Source organism: Kitasatospora sp. MMS16-BH015 (genome assembly GCF_002943525.1).
GTDB lineage: Bacteria > Actinomycetota > Actinomycetes > Streptomycetales > Streptomycetaceae > Kitasatospora.
This window is the reverse complement of sequence record NZ_CP025394.1, coordinates 6,919,751-6,938,505: the sequence shown is the minus strand read 5'-3', so window position 1 is coordinate 6,938,505 and position 18,755 is coordinate 6,919,751. Positions and strand designations below refer to the sequence as shown.

The 18,755-nt window shown below is 74.9% G+C and carries 17 protein-coding genes; 4 read left to right on the top strand and 13 right to left on the bottom strand.

Annotation, left to right across the window (positions count from 1 at the left end; genetic code table 11):
• From CFP65_RS29570 to galK, 10 genes are all read right to left on the bottom strand, one after another.
• On the bottom strand, nucleotides 1-759 hold the full coding sequence (locus CFP65_RS29570; protein ID WP_104819050.1) for a thioesterase II family protein: 759 nt from the start codon (nucleotides 757-759) through the stop codon (nucleotides 1-3).
• The gene (locus CFP65_RS29565; protein ID WP_158702420.1) at nucleotides 756-2,054 is read right to left on the bottom strand and encodes an MFS transporter; all 1,299 of its coding nucleotides are present in this window, start codon (nucleotides 2,052-2,054) and stop codon (nucleotides 756-758) included. Before CFP65_RS29565 ends, CFP65_RS29570 begins: the two co-directional genes overlap by 4 nt.
• Nucleotides 2,051-3,760, bottom strand: a complete 1,710-nt coding sequence (locus CFP65_RS29560; RefSeq protein WP_104819048.1) for an AMP-binding protein — start codon at nucleotides 3,758-3,760, stop codon at nucleotides 2,051-2,053. The genes CFP65_RS29565 and CFP65_RS29560 overlap by 4 nt, the downstream gene beginning before the upstream one ends.
• On the bottom strand, nucleotides 3,757-3,981 hold the full coding sequence (locus tag CFP65_RS29555) for a phosphopantetheine-binding protein (protein ID WP_104819047.1): 225 nt from the start codon (nucleotides 3,979-3,981) through the stop codon (nucleotides 3,757-3,759). The genes CFP65_RS29560 and CFP65_RS29555 overlap by 4 nt, the downstream gene beginning before the upstream one ends.
• The gene (locus CFP65_RS29550; RefSeq protein WP_104819046.1) at nucleotides 3,971-5,359 is read right to left on the bottom strand and encodes an acetyl-CoA carboxylase biotin carboxylase subunit family protein; all 1,389 of its coding nucleotides are present in this window, start codon (nucleotides 5,357-5,359) and stop codon (nucleotides 3,971-3,973) included. The genes CFP65_RS29555 and CFP65_RS29550 overlap by 11 nt, the downstream gene beginning before the upstream one ends.
• 50 nt (nucleotides 5,360-5,409) lie before the next feature.
• Nucleotides 5,410-6,492 (bottom strand): dimethylarginine dimethylaminohydrolase family protein, encoded by a 1,083-nt coding sequence (locus tag CFP65_RS29545; RefSeq protein ID WP_158702419.1) that lies wholly within the window; start codon nucleotides 6,490-6,492, stop codon nucleotides 5,410-5,412.
• Nucleotides 6,483-7,832 carry a sulfotransferase gene (locus CFP65_RS29540; protein ID WP_104819044.1) on the bottom strand — a complete coding sequence of 450 codons (1,350 nt, stop codon included), beginning with the start codon at nucleotides 7,830-7,832 and terminating at the stop codon, nucleotides 6,483-6,485. The genes CFP65_RS29545 and CFP65_RS29540 overlap by 10 nt, the downstream gene beginning before the upstream one ends.
• On the bottom strand, nucleotides 7,832-9,703 hold the full coding sequence (locus tag CFP65_RS29535; protein WP_104819043.1) for an alpha-galactosidase: 1,872 nt from the start codon (nucleotides 9,701-9,703) through the stop codon (nucleotides 7,832-7,834). Before CFP65_RS29535 ends, CFP65_RS29540 begins: the two co-directional genes overlap by 1 nt.
• On the bottom strand, nucleotides 9,700-11,409 hold the full coding sequence (locus CFP65_RS29530; protein ID WP_158702418.1) for a condensation domain-containing protein: 1,710 nt from the start codon (nucleotides 11,407-11,409) through the stop codon (nucleotides 9,700-9,702). The genes CFP65_RS29535 and CFP65_RS29530 overlap by 4 nt, the downstream gene beginning before the upstream one ends.
• 450 nt (nucleotides 11,410-11,859) lie before the next feature.
• A complete protein-coding gene (gene galK, locus CFP65_RS29525; RefSeq protein ID WP_104819041.1) occupies nucleotides 11,860-13,002 on the bottom strand; it encodes a galactokinase in 1,143 nt (380 codons plus the stop codon).
• Between the two features lie 391 nt (nucleotides 13,003-13,393).
• On the opposite strand from galK, the gene CFP65_RS29520 reads away from it, so the two are divergent.
• Nucleotides 13,394-13,969: a hypothetical protein gene (locus CFP65_RS29520; RefSeq protein ID WP_217368199.1), complete on the top strand. Its 576-nt coding sequence runs from the start codon at nucleotides 13,394-13,396 to the stop codon at nucleotides 13,967-13,969.
• 6 nt (nucleotides 13,970-13,975) lie between these two features.
• On the opposite strand, the gene CFP65_RS29515 is transcribed toward CFP65_RS29520, so the two are convergent.
• From CFP65_RS29515 to CFP65_RS29505, 3 genes are all read right to left on the bottom strand, one after another.
• Nucleotides 13,976-15,160, bottom strand: a complete 1,185-nt coding sequence (locus CFP65_RS29515; protein ID WP_158702417.1) for a multicopper oxidase domain-containing protein — start codon at nucleotides 15,158-15,160, stop codon at nucleotides 13,976-13,978.
• A 122-nt stretch (nucleotides 15,161-15,282) separates the two neighbouring features.
• The gene (locus CFP65_RS29510; RefSeq protein WP_104819039.1) at nucleotides 15,283-15,735 is read right to left on the bottom strand and encodes a nuclear transport factor 2 family protein; all 453 of its coding nucleotides are present in this window, start codon (nucleotides 15,733-15,735) and stop codon (nucleotides 15,283-15,285) included.
• A 270-nt stretch (nucleotides 15,736-16,005) separates the two neighbouring features.
• The gene (locus tag CFP65_RS29505) at nucleotides 16,006-17,037 is read right to left on the bottom strand and encodes a hypothetical protein (RefSeq protein WP_104819038.1); all 1,032 of its coding nucleotides are present in this window, start codon (nucleotides 17,035-17,037) and stop codon (nucleotides 16,006-16,008) included.
• 152 nt (nucleotides 17,038-17,189) lie between these two features.
• On the opposite strand from CFP65_RS29505, the gene CFP65_RS29500 reads away from it, so the two are divergent.
• The 3 genes from CFP65_RS29500 to CFP65_RS29490 all read left to right on the top strand — a co-directional run bounded on the left by CFP65_RS29500 (nucleotide 17,190) and on the right by CFP65_RS29490 (nucleotide 18,750).
• On the top strand, nucleotides 17,190-17,360 hold the full coding sequence (locus tag CFP65_RS29500; protein ID WP_158702416.1) for a hypothetical protein: 171 nt from the start codon (nucleotides 17,190-17,192) through the stop codon (nucleotides 17,358-17,360).
• A gap of 109 nt (nucleotides 17,361-17,469) precedes the next feature.
• Nucleotides 17,470-18,378 carry a hypothetical protein gene (locus CFP65_RS29495; protein WP_104819036.1) on the top strand — a complete coding sequence of 303 codons (909 nt, stop codon included), beginning with the start codon at nucleotides 17,470-17,472 and terminating at the stop codon, nucleotides 18,376-18,378.
• 186 nt (nucleotides 18,379-18,564) lie between these two features.
• On the top strand, nucleotides 18,565-18,750 hold the full coding sequence (locus CFP65_RS29490; RefSeq protein WP_104819035.1) for a hypothetical protein: 186 nt from the start codon (nucleotides 18,565-18,567) through the stop codon (nucleotides 18,748-18,750).
• Nucleotides 18,751-18,755: the final 5 nt, after the last annotated feature.

The window sequence follows — 18,755 nt, the reverse complement described above, 5'->3', positions numbered from 1 at the left end:
TCAGCAGCCTCCGGCGAGGTAGGGGCGGAGCAACTCCGGTATCCGTGCGGAAAGTTCGGTGCCGGGCTGCTGCTCGGGGACCAGCAGGCGGAACGGTCCGGTGGTGGTGGCGGCCCACTCGGCGGCCTGGGCGGGCGGCACCTTGGTGTCCGCGCGGTCGGCGATGCTCAGCACCGGCGCGGCGAGCGGGGCCCGGTCGGGGCGGCACTCGTACTCGTCGGCGTACCGGAGGTCGGCCCGCAGCGCGGGCGTCATCACCGCCATCGCCTCGGCGGAGGCCAGCACGGCCTCCGGCGTGCCGCCCAAGGCCCGCAGGTAGTCGGTCAGTTGGGCGGTGGTCCACTGCGGTAGCGGCACCGGGTGGCGGGGGGTCGGGCGCAGCGGGGTGCTCTGGCGCTGCACGGTGAGCGAGGCGAGCCGGGGGCCCAGCCGGTGGGCGAGTTCGAAGGCGAGCAGTGCGCCGCCGCAGTGCCCGTACAGGTGCACCTCCCCGGCGGGGAGCGCCTCGACGGCCGCGTGCAGCGCCTCGACCAGGACCGACTGGTCGGCGGTGGCCTCCTCGAGGAGCCGGGATTCGCGGCCGGGCAGCCGGGCGGCCCAGACGCCGGTCTCCGCGCCGAGCACGGCGCTCCACGAGGTGAACGGCGCGGTGCCGGTGCCGGCCTGGCCGAGGCAGACCAGGTGGCGGCGGGCGCCCTCCGCCACGTTGAGCGGCACCAGCCAGGGCAGGGTGGTGGCGGCGGGCGGGGTCTGGGTCATCTGACCACCTCGGGGGTCTCGGGGTGCGGCGGGGCATCGGTAGCTGCGCGGGCAGGCTCGGCCCCGGCGGGGGCCTGGCGGATCCGGCGGATCGCGCCGAGGCAGGGCAGGACCAGGTGGATCACCACGTGCAGCACCAGCACGGCGAGCAGGGTGGTGCCCTCGCCGACTGCGCCGACGGCCCCCGCGATCAGGGCGAACCCGGCGGGGGCGAGCAGCACCGAGCCCATCAGGTCGTAGGAGCTGATCCGGGAGATCAGGTCGGGGGCGACCTCGCGCTGGAGGGTGGACTCCCAGAGCGTGTCGGCCACGCTCACGCCGAGCGCGGAGAGCGCGCCGGTGATCGCCAGGCCGACCAGGCCGAGCCGGCCGGTGAGCGCGATCAGCATCGGCACGTCGAGCAGCACCAGGAAGCAGACGGCCACGATCGGCCGGGTCGGCCGCCAGCGCAGCAGGGTGAGCCCCGCGAGCAGCGAGCCGAGGCTGCGGGCGGTGAGCACGGTGGCCCAGGCGGCGGCGCCGAGCGTGCGGCCCACGCTCGGCGGGCCGATCACCCAGAGCGCGGGCAGCACCGTCGCCTGGTAGACGGCGAAGCTGCCCACCATGATCCAGATCCAGCTGGTGGCGGTGAACGCCGACCAGCCGGCCCGCAGCTCCGGCCAGATCCGGGCCGGTCGGCCGCCGCCGGCCACGGCTTCGGCCACCCGGGGCAGGGCGGGCATCCGGGTGAAGGCCAGCGCCGAGAGGCCGAAGCTCACCGCGTCGGCTGCCAGGGCCAGCGCGGGGCCGGTCAGCAGGGCGGCGAGACCGACGGCGGCCGGGCCGATGATCTGGGCGGTGCTCACGGCCGTGCGCAGCAGCGCGTTGGCCTCCTGAAGCCGGGCCGGAGCGACCAGTTCGGGCATCAGCCCGGCCAGCGCGGGCCCGGAGAAGGCCGAGGCACAGCCGTAGAGCAGCTGCAGCCCGACCACCGGCCAGATCCCACCGGCGCCGGTGGCCAGCACCAGCGCGGTGAGCGCCTGGGCCAGCCCCATCAGCAGATCGGTGGAGACCAGCAGCCGGCGCCGGTTGAGCCGGTCGCCCGCGACCCCGCCGATCAGCAGCAGCAGCGCCTTCGGCACCACCGCCGCGCCCATCACCAGACCGAGGTCGGCCGCGCCGTGGTGGTCGGCGAGCAGCGCGAGCGGCAGGGCGACCTGCGCCATCCGGGTGCCGAAGGCCGAGACCGTGGCCCCGAACAGGTAGGCCCGGTAACCGGGCAGGCGGAGCAACGCGAGGGCCGGGTGCGCGTTCACCGGGCCTCCCCGGTGGCCGTCGGGGCGGCGGCCCGGAGCAGGGCGCGGTCGATCTTGCCGGCCGGAGTGCGGGGGAAGGCCTCGGTCCGGGTGTAGCGGCGGGGCACGGCGGCGGCCGGGAGGCGGCCGGTGGCCCAGGCGCGCAGCTCGCGGGCGGCCGGGGCGTCCGGAGCGTCCGGGGCTTCCGGGGTGGCCTCGGCCTGGGTGTAGAGGAGTTCGAGGTGGGTCCGGGCCGGGTCCTCGGGATGGTGGAGCAGGGCGACGGCCTGGTGCACCCGGGGGTGGGCCTCCAGGACGGCTTCGACCTCGCCGAGCTCAATCCGGTGGCCCCGGATCTTGACCTGGTCGTCGATCCGGCCGAGGAACTCGTAGGTACCGTCGGGGAGTTCTCGGGCGCGGTCGCCGGTGCGGTAGGCCCGGCGCGGGCCGTCCGGGGTGGGCCAGGTAATGAACTGACGCTCAGTCAGTTCGGGTCGGTCAAGGTAGCCCTCGGCGATCGCCTCGCCATGCAGCAGCAACTCGCCCTCGCCGGGCGGGTCGAGGGCGACGGCGGCGCCGGGCAGCGGGTGGCCGAGGGTGACCGGCCGGTCGGGCCCGATCCGGGCGGCGAGGGCCCAGATGGTGGCCTCAGTGGGACCGTAGAGGTTCCAGAGTTCGGCGCAGTGGGGTTGCAGGGCCGCCGCGAGCGAGCCGGTCAGGGCCTCGCCGCCGCACCAGAGGCGGGCCTCCGGCGCACCCGGCCAGCCGGCCGCGAGGGCCAGGCGCCAGAAGCTCGGGGTGGCCTGGAGCACGTCCACCGGGTGGTCGGCGAGCAGGCCGGCCAGCAGGGTGGGGTCGGTCCGGGTGGCGGGCGGCGCCACGAGCACGGTCGCGCCGACGGTGAGCGGCAGCAGCAGCTCGGCGAGCGAGATGTCGAAGGACGGCGAGGTCATCGCGAGCATGGTCTCCCCGGCCCGCAGGCCGGGCACCCGGGCCAGCGCGCGGAGGCGGTCGCGCAGAGCCCGGTGCGAGACGGCCACCCCCTTGGGGCGGCCGGTGGACCCGGAGGTGTACATCACGTACGCAACCCGCTCCAGGCCGAGGCGGGGCTCCGACGCCTCCGGCAGCGGGCTCAGGCCGAGCCGGCCGGGCGTGACCTCGGCGAGCAGCGCACAGGGGCGGGCGTCCTCGGTCACCAGCGCCCGCCGGGCCGGCGGCTGGGTCTGGTCGAGCACCAGGAGCGCCCGCTCGGCCAGCGCCCCGGCGAGCAGCGCCGTCGCCCCGGCAAGGCCCCCGGACACCTCCAGCGCGACCAGCGACCCGACCGGTGTGGCCGCCCGCAGCTCCCCCGCCAGCTCGGTGGCCCGATCGACCAGCTCGGCGTAACCGACAACGCGGGGAACGGAGGCGGGGAGGGAGGGAACGGAGGCGACGGGGAAGGGTGCGGAGGCGGGGAGGGAGGGAGCGGGCAGGGCGGAGCCGTCGGCAGCACCGGCTTGCGGGCCGCCCCCCGAGGTGGCACCACCGGAGGCCGGGCCACCGGAGGCCGGGCCTCCGGAGGCCGGGCCAGGGCCACGGGCGGTAGCGCGGGCAGCGGGGCCCGGCTCGGCGGGCCCCGGACCGGCCGGCTGTGCCCCTCCCCCGCCGGGGGTGCCGGCCTCCCGGAGGGCTGGGGCCGACGGGGTGGCCTCGGCCCGGGCCAGGACGTCCTGTGCGAAGGTGGTCATGCCGTGGGACCGGCCTGGAGGAGATCGGCGAGGGCCTGGGGGGTGGCGGTGCGGACCACGTCGGCGAAGGCCGGGCGGATGCCGTGGCGCTGTTCGAGGAGGGTGGCCAGCTCCAGGGCGGTGAAGGAGTTGCCGCCGATCTCGAAGAAGTTGTCGTCCAGGGCGACCTCGTCGAGTTCGAGCAGTTCGGCCATGGCGGCGGCCACCTGGTCAGGAGTCATGGGGCTGGGTCCTCTCGGGGTGGGGGTGGCGGCCAGTCGGCCGGGGCTCTGCGGTGAGGGCGTCGAGCCAGTCGGGGTCGGCCACCAGGCGGCCGTGCCGGTCGCGGAACTCGAAGGCCGTACCGAGGAAGGTGGCCGCCTCGGTGAAGCGCCGGCCGAGCTCGGCGTGGTCGTCGGCGGCCAGCCAGAGGGTGGCGGCGGCGCCGCTGGTACCGCGCCGCCAGGCCACCTCGGTGCCCGCCACCGAGAGCTGGTCCACGGCCAGCACGCCCGGCAGCCGCGCGAGTTCGCGTCGACCAGGGGCCCGGGTGATGGTGTGGGCGGCCGGCGGCGGCTGGAAGAGGAGCGAGGCCACGCAGCGCTGCCAGTCGAGCCGTTCCGGCAGGGCGGCGGGGTGTCCGGCGGCGGTCTCCAGGGCCAGCCGCCCCAGGTCGAGGCCGGTGCCGTAGCGGACCGCTCGGGCGACGAAGCCGCCGAGCCGGCCGTTCACCTCGATCACGTCGGGCCGGGTGCGGCCGGGCTTGGCCTCCACGTGGAAGACGCCGTGGCGGGCGCCGAGCGCGTCCAGGGCGGCCACGGCGCAGGCCGTGACGGCGTCCAGGGCGGCGGGGGCCAGCGCGCTGGGCGCGAACAGGCCGGTCTCCCGGCAGGGTTGGGCGAGCGGCGGGCGGTCGGTGACGAAGGCCAGCTGGCCGGAGCCGGCCGCGTGCGGGTTGCGGAACACCTCGACCGAGACGTAGTCGGCCAGGTGCGGGTACGGGCCCGGGGCGCCGGCCAGGTACTCCTCGACGAACATCGCGGCACCGGTCAGCGCGGCCGGATCGTGCAGCAGGGTATCCAGCTCGGCGGGGGTGTTCAGCAGCCAAGTGTCGGCGCTGGCCACGCCGTTGACCGGCTTGACCACCAGCGGCAGCCCCCAGTCGGCGGCGGTCGCCCGCAGGCCGGCGGCGTCCGGCACGGTGGCCGAGCGCAGCCGGGAGACCCCGGCCTCGGTCAGCGTGCGGCGCTGAGCGTCCTTGTGGCCCCAGCCCGCGTCGGCCGGCTGTCCCTGGCCGAGCCGGCCGCGCAGGGCGGCGGCCAGCGGGCAGAGCCGGTCGACGAAGGTGGCCACGGTACGGGCCCCGAAGGCGCGGACCGCCTCGGTGCAGGCGTCGAGGTCGGCGAAGTCGACCCGGACCGTGGGGGCCAGGGCCTCGGCGATCTGGCGCAGCAGCGCACTGTCACCGCCCTCGGCGGCGGCGTCGGTCAGGAAGAGCACCGGCAGCTCGGGGTCGGCGGCGGTGGCGATCTCGGCAGCCGAGAGTGAGCCGCGCTCGCCCAGCAGCACGGCCACCGGCCGGCGGTCACCGGCCGGGGCATCCGGCCGGTCTGCGTTCACGGGACGGTCCGGTCGAGCCTCGCTGGCCGGGGAGTCCGGCCGTGGGGCGTTCATCGGGCCGCCCGGGCGAGGATGCCGGTGGCGCAGCCGATGCCGCCCGCGCCCTTGAGCAGTTCGGGCACCGGCAGCACGGCGGCGCACTCGACGCCGTAGCGGGCGAGCAGCGCCCTGGTCCGGGCGGAGCCGTCGGGCAGCACCACCACCCGGTCGGCGACCACCACCAGGTTCATCGCGCAGCCCTCGACCACCTCCGGCCACTCGGGCACCTCGATCAGGTGGAAGCCGAGCCAGCGCAGCGCGGCCGTGTCGGTGGGGTCGAGCCGTCCGGTGCGGACGGCGAGCAGGCCCTCGCCGACCACCTGGACCACGCCGAGCAGGTGCTGCACGCCCTCCGGCACCCGCAGCAGCAGCCGGTCGGCGCCCAACTGCCGGGCCTCCTCGGCGATCTGGAGCGCACCCTCGGTGTTGGTGCGGCGGCCCACACCGATCGCGACCAGGCCGGGGCGCAGCCAGAGCGCGTCGGCGCCCTCGAACAGGCCGGTGCCGCCGACCGTCCGGGCGATCGGCACGCCGAGCCCGGTGAGCAGCTCGGCGGCCTGCCGCTCCTCCCCCGCCCGCACCCCGCTGGCCATCCGGCTCAGCACGGCGCCCTCGGGGCCCATCCAGAACAGGTCCCGGGCGTACATCGCGTTGGCCCCGCCGAGGCGGCCGGGCGCGGCAGCGCCACCGAGCGCAGTGCGGCGCTGCGGCAGCCGGTGCACGGTGATGCCCAGGTGCTCGTAGCCGGCCTGGAGGCGGTCGATGTCGGCGGCGAGCGCGCCGTGGTCGAGGGTGGTGAGGTGCTGGAGCCGGTCCGGCGGGGCGGCGGTGAGGAGTGCGGGGTCCGGGCAGTGCAGCACCACGTCCGTCAGCCGGTGGTGGTCGGCGTGCACCGCGTAGGGGGCCCAGGGCCAGCCCTCGGCGAGGTCCTCGGCCTGGGAGCCGGTCCGCTCGCGCCAATTGGGGCCGTGGTAGGCGGCGGGCGCCTGGGCGGGCAGCCCGGTGGCGGGCAGATCGGTGGCGGCCAGGCCGATGGACGGCCGGGCCTGGGGCGGCACGGAGCCGCTCGGGGTACCGGCGGGGTTCACTGCCACTGGGCACCGTCCTTCGGGTAGCCGAGCCGGCGGGCCACGTCGAGTACGTCGGGGGCCATCGCGGCGGGCAGCACCTCGGCGGCGCGGTCCCGCCAACGGCCGCGGCGGGGCTGGGCGGTGGCCATGGTGACCGGGAGTTCGGCGAGCGGGCGGTCGGGGAGGCCGGCGAACTCGTGCAGGCGGGCCATGGTGGCGGCGCGGGTGGCCGGGTCGGCCACGTCCTCGAAGCGGAGGGTGAGCACCCGGTCGGTGGCGGAGGCGGCGTCGGCCAGGATGCCGCAGTGGGCCGCGCGCCACTGCTGGGCGCAGACCTCGGCGAGCGGGGCCGAGGTGTACTGCTGCCACTGCGGGAAGATGTCGAAGTTCCACCAGCGGCGGGTCTGTTCGCCCCGGTCGGAGTAGCCCGCGATGTCCAGCCGGGCCCGGTCGCTCACGTCGTAGGAGAAGAATCCCTGGTCGAGCCAGCCGTCCACCAGGCCGTTGATGCTGGCCGCCGGGTTGCGGGTCAGGTGCACCAGGCGGATCTCGGCGTTGGGGAACAGCCGGCGCAGCATCGGCAGCCGGTAGGCGTCCACCGAGGACTTGATCACCAGTGGCAGCCCGGCCACCTCCGCCGGGGTGGGCAGGCGCCGGGCGGTCGGCACCACGAACGGCGGTTCCTCGACGCAGTAGTAGGGGTTGGGCGGGGTGAGCAGGCCGGTGCCGGGACGGTGGCGCTGTGGGAGGTCGTAGCGGTCGATCTCCAGGCCGGGGCTGTCGGCGCCGAGCAGGTGGACGGTGTGCCGCAGCAGCGCCTCGGCGGAGGCCGCGGTGCCGCACCGGCTGACGGCGGTGGCGACGGCCTCGCGGACCTGGTCCAGGCCGAGCCGCAGCAGCGGCCACTGGACGGCCAGCCGACGGGCCATCTGGAGCGGGTAGCCGGCGAGTTGGGATTCCTGGTGGCGGGCGCCGACGCCGAGCCGGGCCACGAAGTCGCGGGAGATCCGGGCGTGGTCGAACTCCGCCTCCGGGTCGAGGCCGTCGGAGCCGTCGCTGCGCCGCCGGTCGAGGCGGTTGAGCTTGTAGATCGCAGTGTGCTCGCCCGCGATGGAGAGGGTGTCCGGGCGGTCGGTGAGCAGTTGGTGCAGCAGGCTGGTGCCGCCGCGCGAGGAGCCCGCGATGGCCACCACCCGGGTGACCTCGGCCAAACCGGCCTCAGGCACGGCGCCGGGCACGGCGTCCACCTCGTCGAGCAGGGCCCGCGCGGCGCTCAGACAGAGCTCGCGGCCGTACGCGACCTCGCGGGCCCTCGCCTCGACGGCCTGGCCCGCGCGGGCGAGCAGCTGGTGCGGAGTGCCCATCAGGCGCCCACCGCCGACGAGTCGGCCGGTGCGACGGCCAGCCGGCCGCCGATCGGCACGTCCAGCAGCAGGCGGCCGCCGGGCACCCGGGAGACCCCGAGCAGCTCGCCCGCGACCCCGTAGCTGCTCACCGTGGCGCCGCCCTCGGCGAGTTCCACCGCCACCTGGGTCAGGTACCGCCCGTTCAGCAGCTGGCTGGGCCGGTCGATCCGCACGGCGCCGCCGGGGCGCACCAGCAGCACCATGTCCCGCCCGGCCGAGCGGGCCCGCAGTGCGGCGTGCTCGGGGTCGTCGGGCAGCCGGTGGGTGCGGAACTCCTCGGCGAACTCCTCGTACAGGCGGTGGAGTTCACGGACCACGGCCCGGCTCTCGGCGGGCAGCACGGCGAAGTCGCAGCCGTAGGCGGGGATGCCGGCCGCCAGCATCTTGACCACCGCGACGGCCACGTCGGCGGGCTCGTCCACCGGGGTGAACGCCTGGTAGTCGTTGAGCGCGTACGGGGTGTACGCCTGGACGTGCAGGGTGCGCAGGAAGTTGGTGTCCGGGTCGAACGGCGCGTCCCCCGCGCGCATGCAGGTGCCGTACGGGCTGAGCAGAGCGGTGCCGTAGTTCTGCTTCAACTCCACTACGTAGTGCGGACGGTGGCGGCGCACCCGCTCGTCCGCCGCGGCCAGGAAGAGCCGCAGGCCCTCGATCGCCGAGCCGGTGTCGTGGGTGTGGTGCGGGCTGGCGCAGGGCACCGGCGGGATCCAGTTGAAGAGGTCGTACTTGGCGCCGTGGAAGCCCCAGTCGGCGGCCAGTGCCTCGCAGATCCCGGCCATCACGGCCCGGGCTTCGGCGTTCTGGAAGCAGAGCGAGTAGAACTGCGTGTCGCAGATGACGGGTTCGCCCGCCGCGTCGGCGATCAGGTACGGCCTGCGCTGCTCGTACACCTCGGCCGCCGGGCCGACGGCGTGCGGGGCGCACCAGATCACCAGCCGGCCGCCGAGCGCGCCGACCTTCTCGACCAGGCCGCGCAGGTCGGGGAACTTCGCCGGATCCGGCTGCCAGTCACCGATGTTGAGCGGGCGCTCGTACGCGGTGTCCAGGCCGGGGCCGAACCAGCCGTCGTCCACGATGAAGTTGCGGATGCCGAGTTCCAGGCCGATCCCGACGTTCTCCAGCACCATCCGCTCGTCGATGTCTTCACTGGACCAGTCCGTCCAACTGCACCAGAACGGCTCGGTGGAGCCCGGCTCGTAGCGGTCGGCGGTGCCGTGGGTGGCCCGGGTGTGGGCGGAGAACTCGCGCAGCACCTCGCTCCAGGCCCGGCCCTGGCCGCCGGCCAGGTAGACCGCCTCGGCCAGGCTGCCGTCGCCGGGCAGCTCCAGCGGATAGTCGGCGGTGCCGCGGGTGATCGACACCTCGACCACCCGGGTGTGCACGTTGAGCGCGCGGTTGGAGACCGGCTCGATCAGCGCGAAGTCGGTCTCGACCAGGCCGCCGACGATGCCCAGCGCCAGCCGCACCGAACGGTCGCGGCCGGTGAACAGGTAGAGCGGGGTCTTGACGTCCTCGATCCGGGAGGCGGCGGTCTTGGCGAACCGCCAGAAGGCGGTCGGGTGGGCCGAGTTCATGAACCAGCGGCCGCTGTCGGGCCCGATCACCTCCTCGAAGTTGGCCAGCGGGCCGCGCAGCCGGTACTCGACGGCGGCCAGCCGCTCGCCGGGGGCCGGGGTGATCACGGAGCGGTACGGCGCCTCGGCGCCGAGGCGCAGCGTGGTGCCGGCCACCGTCTGCTCGGCGGGCTCGCCGAGCGCGAACGGGCCGAACTCCCTTTCCTGGCCCGAGTGCAGGCGGACTCGGAGGCGCAGGGCGTACTCGTCGGTCATGACGTGGTCCGTTCGTCGTGGTCGGCGTGGTCGGCGCCGTCGGCCTGGTCGGCGACGGCGGCGGGGTGCGCGGTCTCCGCGCCGAGCAGGGCGGCCAGGTCCTCGAGTGCGGCGAGGTAGCGGCGCTGCATGCGGTGCACGGTGGACCGCTCCCAGAGCGGGCCGGAGGTCATCCACCGGGTGACCAGGGAGCCTTCGGCCAGGTAGGAGGTGAGTCGGATGGGGCAGGGCACCAGGTGGGCCGGGTCGAAGATCCGGCCGGCCGGCTCGTCCAGCTCCTCGAACGGCCCGGCGGCCGAAGCACGCAGCGTGCCCAGGTAGTTGAAGTCGATCGCGGCGTCCCAGCTCACCCGGGCGGCCAGCTCCGCCCGCACCTCGGGCGGGCCGAGGTAGCGGGCCAGGCCGAAGCCGGTGCCGCCCTCCCCCACGGCGGTGCGGGCGGCCACGGCCGCCGCCAGGCGCTCGGCCGAGTCGGCACCGCCGGTGGGCAGCAGCAGCGGGCAGTGGGTGGAGAACCAGCCGGTGGTGGCCTCCGGTGCCGTGCCCGGCCAGGCGGGACGGCCATGGCCCACCGTCTTGAGCAGCACCGGCCGACCCTCAGCCCAGTCGCAGGCCGCCGCGAGTGCGGCCAACAGCACGTCGGGCAGGGTGAGTTCGGGTCGACGGCGGACGGCCTCGGCCAGGGCGGCGGTGCGGGCGGGGTCGAGCTCGGTCCACTCGAAGACCTCGGCCGCGGCGGTGCTGCTACCGCGCAGCTCGGGGTGGTCCAGCGGCAGCGGGGCGGCCTGCTCCCAGGGCTGGTCGACCCACCACTGCTGCTCCGCCCGGGCCTCGGGCCGCCCGGCTCGGCCCACGGCAGCCGCCGCCCAGTCGGCGAAACTGCCCGCCGCCGGGAGCTCGACCGGGAGGCCCGCCCGCTCCTGCTCGTAGTACTCGCCCAACTCCCCCACCAGCAAGGGCCAGGAGAGCCCGTCGGCGACCAGGTGATGCAGGATCAGCACCAGCCGAGTGAAGCCGGGCGACTCCACCGCCAGCACCCGCCCGGTCGGCCCGTCCCCGAGGTCCAGCCGCCGCTGCGCCGCCGAGGCCAACTCCTCGACGTAGGCGGGTCCGTCGGCCGGCTCCCCCTCGTACCGGTACCGCTCCACCGGCACCACGGCCGCACCGGCCGCAACCGACTCCTGCCGCCAGCCTGCCCCGTCCGGCCGGATCCGCAGCCGGAACGAATCCCGCCGGGCCACCAGCCGGGCGAGCGCACGCTCCAGCGCAGCGAGGTCGATTGCCGGGAGCTCGAGTTCGCCCACCGCCGGGAGGGGCCGGAAGACGCCGACCAGGTTGCGGTGGTGGCGGGTGCTGCCGAACTCCTCCAGGAAGTCGTGCAGGGTGGGCGTGAGCGGCACCCGGGCCGACTCGGCCGTACCCGATGCCGCGGCCGGGGCATCGCCGGCCGCGCGGTCGGCGAGCAGGTCGGCCCACTGCTGGACGGTGGGCGCGACGAGCACGTCGGCCAGCCGTAGCTCCAGGCCCTGAGCCCCTGCAGCAGAACAGAGTTGAATGGCCGTCAGGGAGTCGCCGCCGGCCGCGAAGAAGTCCTGGTCGGGCTCGATCTCGGTGCCGAGCAGGTCGGCCAGCAGGGTGGTGAGCAGCGGAACGAGACCGGCGCCCGGCAGGTCGCCGGTGCCGGTAGCGGTGGGAGAGTGCGGCACGGATCTCCTCGTGAAGGGCACTGGGCGCCCGGACTGAGCGTGGACGTACGCGGGGTGACGGTCGCGGCGGCCCTGGGCTCGGCCGCGATGGCGGTGACGTTGACGGTGATGACCTCGGGCCCGGGCGTGGTGGCGGCCGGGCACCGGTGGGCCCCCGGAAGTCGGTCACCCTGCCGACTTCCGGGGGAGCTCGAGGGCCGCATCAGGCGGCGGGGCGGCGCACCGGTCGTCGGTGGGACCGGTACGTGCCGGTGGGCCGGTCGGGGGTGGGACCGGGCGACGGCGAGCGCGGGTGGTGCGGGAGTGCGGTGGGACCGGCCGGGCGGCGGGCCCGAACGGTGGCCGGGTGGGCCAGTCGATCAGGGCCCCCGGTCAGGGCAGCCGGCCGGGCGGCCCGGCCGGTGGTTCGGAGAGCCGGTGATCACTCGGACAAGGCGGGCCGGCCGTCGGTCAGAGCAGGCGGTGCGCCGCCTCGTCCGCGCGGACGGCGAACACGGACGGCTCCGCGAAACCCTCGACGGCGAACCGGGCCGTGACGGCCTCCGCGACCGCCTCGGCGGCCGGGACTGGGACCAGGGCGATCGCGGAGCCGCCGAAGCCGCCGCCGGTCATCCGGGCCCCGAGGGCACCTGCGCCCAGCGCGGCCTCGACGGCGGCGTCCAGCTCGGCGCAGGAGACCTGGAAGTCGTCGCGGAGGGAGGCGTGCGAGGCGGTCAGCAGCGGGCCGATCGCGCCGGGCCCGCTGCTCTCCAGCAGGGCGGCGGTCTCCAGCACGCGGGCGTTCTCGGTGACCACGTGGCGGACCAGCCGGTAGCTCCGCGGGTCGAGCAAGTGGCGGGCCCGGCCGGTCAGTTCGTCCTCGGTCAGGTCGCGCAGGGCGGGCACGCCGAGAGTCCGGGCGGCCTGCTCGCAGCCGGCCCGGCGGGCGGCGTAGCCGCCGTCGCAGTGGGCGTGCTCGGCGCGGGTGTCGAGCACCAGGATGGTGAGGCCGGCCGCGTCCAGGCCGAGCGGGAGGGGCTCGGCGGCCAGCGTGCGGCAGTCGAGCAGCACGGCCGCGTCACGCACGCCGAGCAGCGAGGCGGACTGGTCGAGCGGGCCGGTGGGCGCCCCGGCCACCTGGTTCTCGGCCTGGCGGGTGATCTCGACCAGCGCCTGCGGGCTGAGCCCGAGGCCGGCCAGCTCGTTGACGGCGAGGGCCACCGAGCAGCAGAGGGCGGCACTGGAGGAGAGGCCGGCACCGACCGGCACCTCGGACTCGACCATGATGTCCAGGCCGGGCACCCGGTGGCCGAGGCCGCGCAGCACCAGCAGCACGCCCAGCGGGTAGGCGGCCCAGCCCTCGATCTTCTCCGGGTCGGCCTCGTCCAGGGCGATCTCCACCGGGGCGAAGCCGGCGGCCGAGGAGGCCACCCGGACGGTGTCGTCGGTGCGCCGCCTCGCGGCGGCCCGGGTGTGCCGGTCGATCGCGAACGGGAGGGCGAAGCCCTCGTTGTAGTCGGTGTGTTCGCCGATCAGATTGACCCGGCCGGGTGCCGCCCAGACACCCTCCGGCTCCGCGCCGAAGCGTTGGGCGAAGCGGGTGAGGAGCTCCATCGTCGGTCCCTCCTGGCCTGCCGCACCACCCCGCGCGGCATCAACAAGAACAAACTCATCCGACCACGAGCTGACATCAAGAGTCAACAGTTTTCAACATGATCGATCGGTCGAACCTCCCAGGTCAGGTGGCAGTACTGCGTCCACACCCCACCCCGCAGGCCGGTGGCCATTCTGACGGATCATCAGATGGCGCAATGCGGCGGCAACGCAAATCGGTCACGGCTGCCCCTAGGGTCGTCACCGAATCGCCCACCACCCCCTGGAGCCACCCCGATGACCAGCCAGAACCCGACCCTCCGGGCGTCCCGGCGGCTGCGCCAAGTCCGCCACCGCCCACGCCTGACCCGGGCCGCCCCGGGCTGTCGGACGGCGCCGCTACGCTCCCCGCATGGGGTACACCACCGAATTCACCGGCCGGATAGCCGTCGAGCCGCCGCTCAACCCGCAAGAGATCGCCTACCTGCGGAAGTTCGCCGGCACCCGGCGGATGGACCGGGCCAACGGCCCGTACTTCGTCGACGGCAGCGGGTACGCGGGCCAGGGCCGCGATGCCGACATCCGCGAGCACAACAAGCCGCCGGCCGGGCAGCCCGGATTGTGGTGCAAGTGGGAGCCGACGGCCGACGGCACCGCGATCGAGTGGAACGGGCACGAGAAGTTCTACGCCGCGGCCGAGTGGATGGCCTACCTGGTCGAGCACTTCCTGAAGCCCGGCGCCCGGACCCAGGGCCACCCCGGGTTCGAGGGCTTCGGCTTCGACCACCTGCTCGACGGCGTGATCGACGCCCAGGGCGAAGAGCCCTGGGACACCTGGCAGTTGGTGGTCCGGGCCAACGATGTCTCCACCATCGGCCCGGAGGAGCCCGACACCGTCCTGCTGTGCGGCGGCTGCCACACGGTGCTCCCCGACGAGGACTCCGCCTGCTGCCCCGGCGCCGAGGTCCACTCGGCCTACGCTGGCTGAGTACCGTCAGCGGGTGACGCGGTAGCGGCCCACCATGCCGCCCATCATGTGGTCGGTGACGTGGCAGTGGTAGATCCAGTCGCCGGGGTTGTCCTCGGTGTACTCCACGGTCAAGGTGGTGGAGGGCCCGATGAGTTGGGAATCCACCCAGCCCTGGTAACCCTGGTCGCTACGCCAGCGGTGGCCGTGCAGGTGGAAGACGTGGAACTCCTTGCCGAGGGCGGCGATCCGCCAGCGCACCCGCTCGCCGACCTTGGCGGTGAAGGTGGGGGTGTTGTCGAGGAAGGCGCCGCCGTTGAACAGGTCGAGGTCCTGGGCGACGGAGGGCACGTCCGCCTGGTACACGTCGTGGAAGAAGAGCACGAACTCCCGGTCCACGGCGGGGGTGAGCTCGTCGGTGACGGCGATGATGCCGAACAGGCCCAGCTCGGCGCCGATCTCCATCACACCTCCGCCGCCCATCGCCATGCCGCCCGCCGGCATGCCGGCCGTCGGCATGCTGCCCGCGGCCAGGCTCCCCGCCGTCCGGGCGCTCGGGCCGGGGATGGTCTGCGGCACCGAGTGGTCGTGGTACGGCCAGGTGCCGACCGAACTCGGTTGGCAGGTCCAGGTGTAGGTGTAGGTCTCGCCGAACCCGACTGCGGTGCCGGGGCGTTGGGGGGCGTCGGCGAGGTAGCCGCCGTCGTTGTCCGGGTCGTAGCGGACGCCGTGCGGGTGCATGCTGTGCGGCCACTTGTAGTGCTCGTCGTTGTTGCGGAAGTGCACCTTGACGGTGTCGCCGACCACCGCCCGGATGACCGGGCCGGGTATGCCGCTGTTCGCACCGATGCCCCGCACGCCGAGGTCCGCCGCCAACGGCTCGCCCCAGCCGGGCGTGTAGGCCCGGAACCCGACCGCCCAGAAGCTGGTCTGGTCCGGGGCGTAGGCGGTGCCCATCATGCCGTCCACGCCGTTGGGCACGGTGTTGTGCAGGAAGGAATCGGCCTGGATCCAGTACTCCCGGGTCCGGCCGTTCGGCGTGAACCGGGCGGTCTCGAACGGGTCCACCGTGGTCCCGGCCGGCGCCGCCTGGGCCTCGGCGGCGCCGACCCCGAGGGCGGCGGAGCCCGCCACCGCGGCGAGCGCGCTGCCGCCGAGGAGCGTCCTGATCACGGTACGGCGGCTGTCCGTGTCCGTCTGTCGTGCAGACATGGTGAGGGTGTCCTTCCGGAAGTGAGGGAGCCGGTCGGTTCGGCGACGGCGGCCACCGCACATGGCTCGTCCGCGCGCAGGAATGCTAGGGCCCACACGACTTCCTGGGAACCACCTGAACGTCAGTTCAGAGCGGCGGCGACGGCGGACAGCCTGTCCATCGCCCGGGCCACGCCGAGCCCGTCCAGGTAGTCGCGGACGTGCCGGATCAGGCCGCCACGGACCCGGATCACCAACGGCCCCGGGAGGCTGAACGGCCGCCCGGTCGTGGTCACCACCCCGCAGACGGTCTGCTCCACGGTGATCACCTCCGGATCGGTGCTCCGGTGGAGCGCGACCTCGCGGATCTCCCGCACCTGCGCCGGGCTCGCGCCCCAAGCCGCCCGGTAGCCCGCCCGGACCTCCTCGCGCCCCAGGTAGCTCGCGGGCATGCCGGGGAAGAGGAACGGGAATTCGTGGACGGCGTCGACCGCGTACAACTCGGCCAGGTCGTCCGCGGACTTGTCGAGCATGGCCTGCCGGTAGCGGGCCAGCACCTCGATCGGGCCGGGAGCGGCCGAGTTCGTCTCCGCCATGAGTGGGGTCTCCGTTCGATGGACGAGGCGTCAGCACGCCGGCGCACGAACCGACCACGAAGGCCAAGACCGGCCCCCGGAGCCCGACTTGACGAGCCCCACCCGGGCACTCTCCGCAACCTGCGACGCTGCACAGGCTCCTCGACACCCCGATCTCCCGCGGATTGTGCCCGCCCCGCCCCGGCGGAGCCACCGATTTTCGCCACCGCGACGAACGACCCTCCCCCTCTTGCCTGTCGAGGACGGTGCCTGGCCGCGAAGCGGGAAGTGTCAGTCGAAGTACCGGCGCAGCCGGGGGCTGCGGATGGCCGGGAGGCGGACCATGGTGTGCCGGAAGGCGTTGTGGTGGGGCTCAAGGGGATACCAGGGGCGTGACCGCACCGGGTAGTCGTCGCGCAGCACGCCCGCCGGCAGCCCGCCGGTGGCAGGGATCGGCGAGGTCTCGCCCGGGCCGGCGAAGTACGCCCAGACTCCACTGTCCAACGGAGCCACCACGGCCCTCTCGTCCCCGGTCGGGCGCCACGGCTCGCCGGTGAGCGGGTGACGCGGCACCAGCAGCACGTCCGGCCGGGCCTGCGGGACGCCGAGCCCCGGGCCGGCCAGCCCCACCGAGCGGGCGTCCGGTCCGGGCGGGAGGCACCGTGCGACGGCGTGCCCGAACAGGTCGGCCACGGGCCCGACCGGAAGCACCACCGGGTGACCGTCGGTGGCCGCCACCAGGTGGGCCGCCATGACGGCGACCGCCGCCTCCCAGCGGCGGCTCCACGACCCGTCGAGCTCCACGGGCGGCACCCGGTGCTCGGGCTTCGCCAAGTCCGCCCAGTCCGGCACCACGGCCGACCGCCCGGAATCCCGGCGGACCACCGCTGCCGGCTCCAACCACACCGTCTGCCAGGACCCGCAGTCGTCGACCCGGGTCGCCACGGCCCGGCCACATCCCACGCAGGCCAGGTTGGGCCCGTCCCGGCCGTCCACCCCCATGCAGTAGCCGCCGCACTTCTCCGGAATCAGCCGCATGGCCCGGGAGTCCCCCGGCGCGATGACGATCTGGCCCCGGGCCCCGAAGGACACCGAGTACTCCGGCGCGTACACCCCCTGCCGTGCCGCCTCCTCCGCCCCGACCTCCGCCCAGACCCGCCAGGGCGGCCCGGTCGGCAGCGGCTCCACGGCGTAGGTACCCGGCTCCATCAGCGGCGGATGCAGCTCCTCCCAACCCCCGTGGTAGGTGTGCACCGGCAACGCCACCCGGGCGACCGGCGCCGACAACTCCACACCGCACCCGGCACAGGCGAACACGTCCAAGCAGGCTCCTCCGTACCCCGACTACGGCCGGATTGTGCCTGGCCCGCCCCGGGCGGAGCCACCGAATTTCCGCCGCCGCCGGGGCCGGCACGTGTCGCTGGCCGTACGGCAGTTGCGCGCGCTCACCGCGCTCGCAGATCATCGTGCTCAGCATGGACGACGGCCCGCAGCTGCTCCGGCGGCTGATCTCGGCGGACATCAGGGGCTACCTGCTCAAGGTGGCCGAGGCGCTGAGCATCAGTCAGATCGCCATCCGGTCGGCCATCACCCAAGCCACCGTTGAGTGCCACCTGAGCACCGTCCTCGCTGGGCTGTGCCGGTGAGCTGCGCGAAGATCGAGCGTAGAGCGATCACTGACCGATGCGCGTCATCCTCTGGCCTTCGAGCGGACGGGGGGAACGCCGCCCGTCCACGGGAGCACGGGAGGATCCCATGGAGTCGCTGAACCGCCTGGCCGCACAGGCCGCCGAGCTGTTGGCCGGCCACCCCGGCCCGGTGGTGCACAGCCTGGAGTGCGGTCGGGGCCACCTCGACCGCGAGCCGGACGCCGACCAGGCGGCCGGGGTGGCGATCGGCGCCGCCGTGCAGCGGCGGCTGGCCGCCGAACAGCCGCGCCCGCCACTGCTCACCCCGCTGATGGACGACGACCAGGTGCTGGTGCGCCAGCCACCCTCGGCCTACCTCGGCTACCTACGCCGCCACCTGCCCGAACCGCCGCGCCCGCCGGTCCCGCAGTCCAGCCCGGTGCTGCGGGCGATCGCCGCCGTGCTGCACGCCCGGCTGCTGGCCCTGCACCCGCCCGGCGGCCTGCACCGGCGGGCCGGCGGCCTCTTCCTGCGGCTGCCCGACGGCAGCGACTGCGAGCTGCTGGAGGACGCGGCCGGGGCCCGGATCACCGGCGGCGTGCTGCTGGAGGCCGCGCTGCTGGTCTACCGGACCGCCCCGGACCTGTTCGACACCCACTTCCGGCTCCGGTTCGGCCCGGACGGGGACGTGCACCGGGCCGCCGCCGCCATCCTGGACGTGCCCGGGCCCGCCGAGGAGACCCTGCAGCGGCTGCACGCCTACTACGCGAGGTTCACCGCCGTCACCGACCCGGAGGCCCCCGACAGCGGGGTGCGGCTGCTGGTCGACCAGGCCCTGGCCGGGCCGCCGGTGGCCCACCTCAACGTGCTCCCCGACTACCACGCCTCCCGGCAGCACAAGGTGCGCGGGCTGCTGGGCCTGCTCCGGCTGCCGGTCGCGCTGCTCTCGCTGCACTTCAGCGTGGCCGGCGAGCGCGTCACGCTGACGAGCGACCGGGTCACACCGGCGGGCGACCGGGTCACACCGACCTCCTGAGCCCGCCCCGTACCGGCTCCGCACCCGCCCGTACCGGATGCGTACCCGCCCGTACCGGATCCGTACCCGCCCGGGCCGCGAGTACCGGACGTATACCGGACCCCACCAGAGCGTAGATCGGCCATAGATCGCGAGGTGACACAGTCCTGACCAGTTGATCCCCGCACCGAACGAAAGGCAGTCACCATGCAGCGCGCAGCGAAGCTCAAGACCATCCCGGCGGCCCTCCTGCTGGCGATCGTGGGCATCGGTGGCGTGGCCGCCGCCGCAGCCGAGCTCACCGCGCCGAGCGCCCAGCCCGTCGCGGGCTCCGTGGTGCAGGACTGGAACAACACCGGCTCCAGCTACACCCCGCCGCCGACCCTGAAGTGAGTGAC

Coding starts and splice junctions, on each gene's coding strand:
- CFP65_RS29570 (WP_104819050.1), bottom strand. CDS start 759: ATGACCCAGACCCCGCCCGCCGCCACCACCCTGCCCTGGCTGGTGCCG.
- CFP65_RS29560 (WP_104819048.1), bottom strand. CDS start 3,760: ATGACCACCTTCGCACAGGACGTCCTGGCCCGGGCCGAGGCCACCCCG.
- CFP65_RS29555 (WP_104819047.1), bottom strand. CDS start 3,981: ATGACTCCTGACCAGGTGGCCGCCGCCATGGCCGAACTGCTCGAACTC.
- CFP65_RS29540 (WP_104819044.1), bottom strand. CDS start 7,832: ATGGGCACTCCGCACCAGCTGCTCGCCCGCGCGGGCCAGGCCGTCGAG.
- CFP65_RS29535 (WP_104819043.1), bottom strand. CDS start 9,703: ATGACCGACGAGTACGCCCTGCGCCTCCGAGTCCGCCTGCACTCGGGC.
- galK (WP_104819041.1), bottom strand. CDS start 13,002: ATGGAGCTCCTCACCCGCTTCGCCCAACGCTTCGGCGCGGAGCCGGAG.
- CFP65_RS29520 (WP_217368199.1), top strand. CDS start 13,394: ATGGGGTACACCACCGAATTCACCGGCCGGATAGCCGTCGAGCCGCCG.
- CFP65_RS29515 (WP_158702417.1), bottom strand. CDS start 15,160: ATGTCTGCACGACAGACGGACACGGACAGCCGCCGTACCGTGATCAGG.
- CFP65_RS29510 (WP_104819039.1), bottom strand. CDS start 15,735: ATGGCGGAGACGAACTCGGCCGCTCCCGGCCCGATCGAGGTGCTGGCC.
- CFP65_RS29500 (WP_158702416.1), top strand. CDS start 17,190: ATGGACGACGGCCCGCAGCTGCTCCGGCGGCTGATCTCGGCGGACATC.
- CFP65_RS29495 (WP_104819036.1), top strand. CDS start 17,470: ATGGAGTCGCTGAACCGCCTGGCCGCACAGGCCGCCGAGCTGTTGGCC.
- CFP65_RS29490 (WP_104819035.1), top strand. CDS start 18,565: ATGCAGCGCGCAGCGAAGCTCAAGACCATCCCGGCGGCCCTCCTGCTG.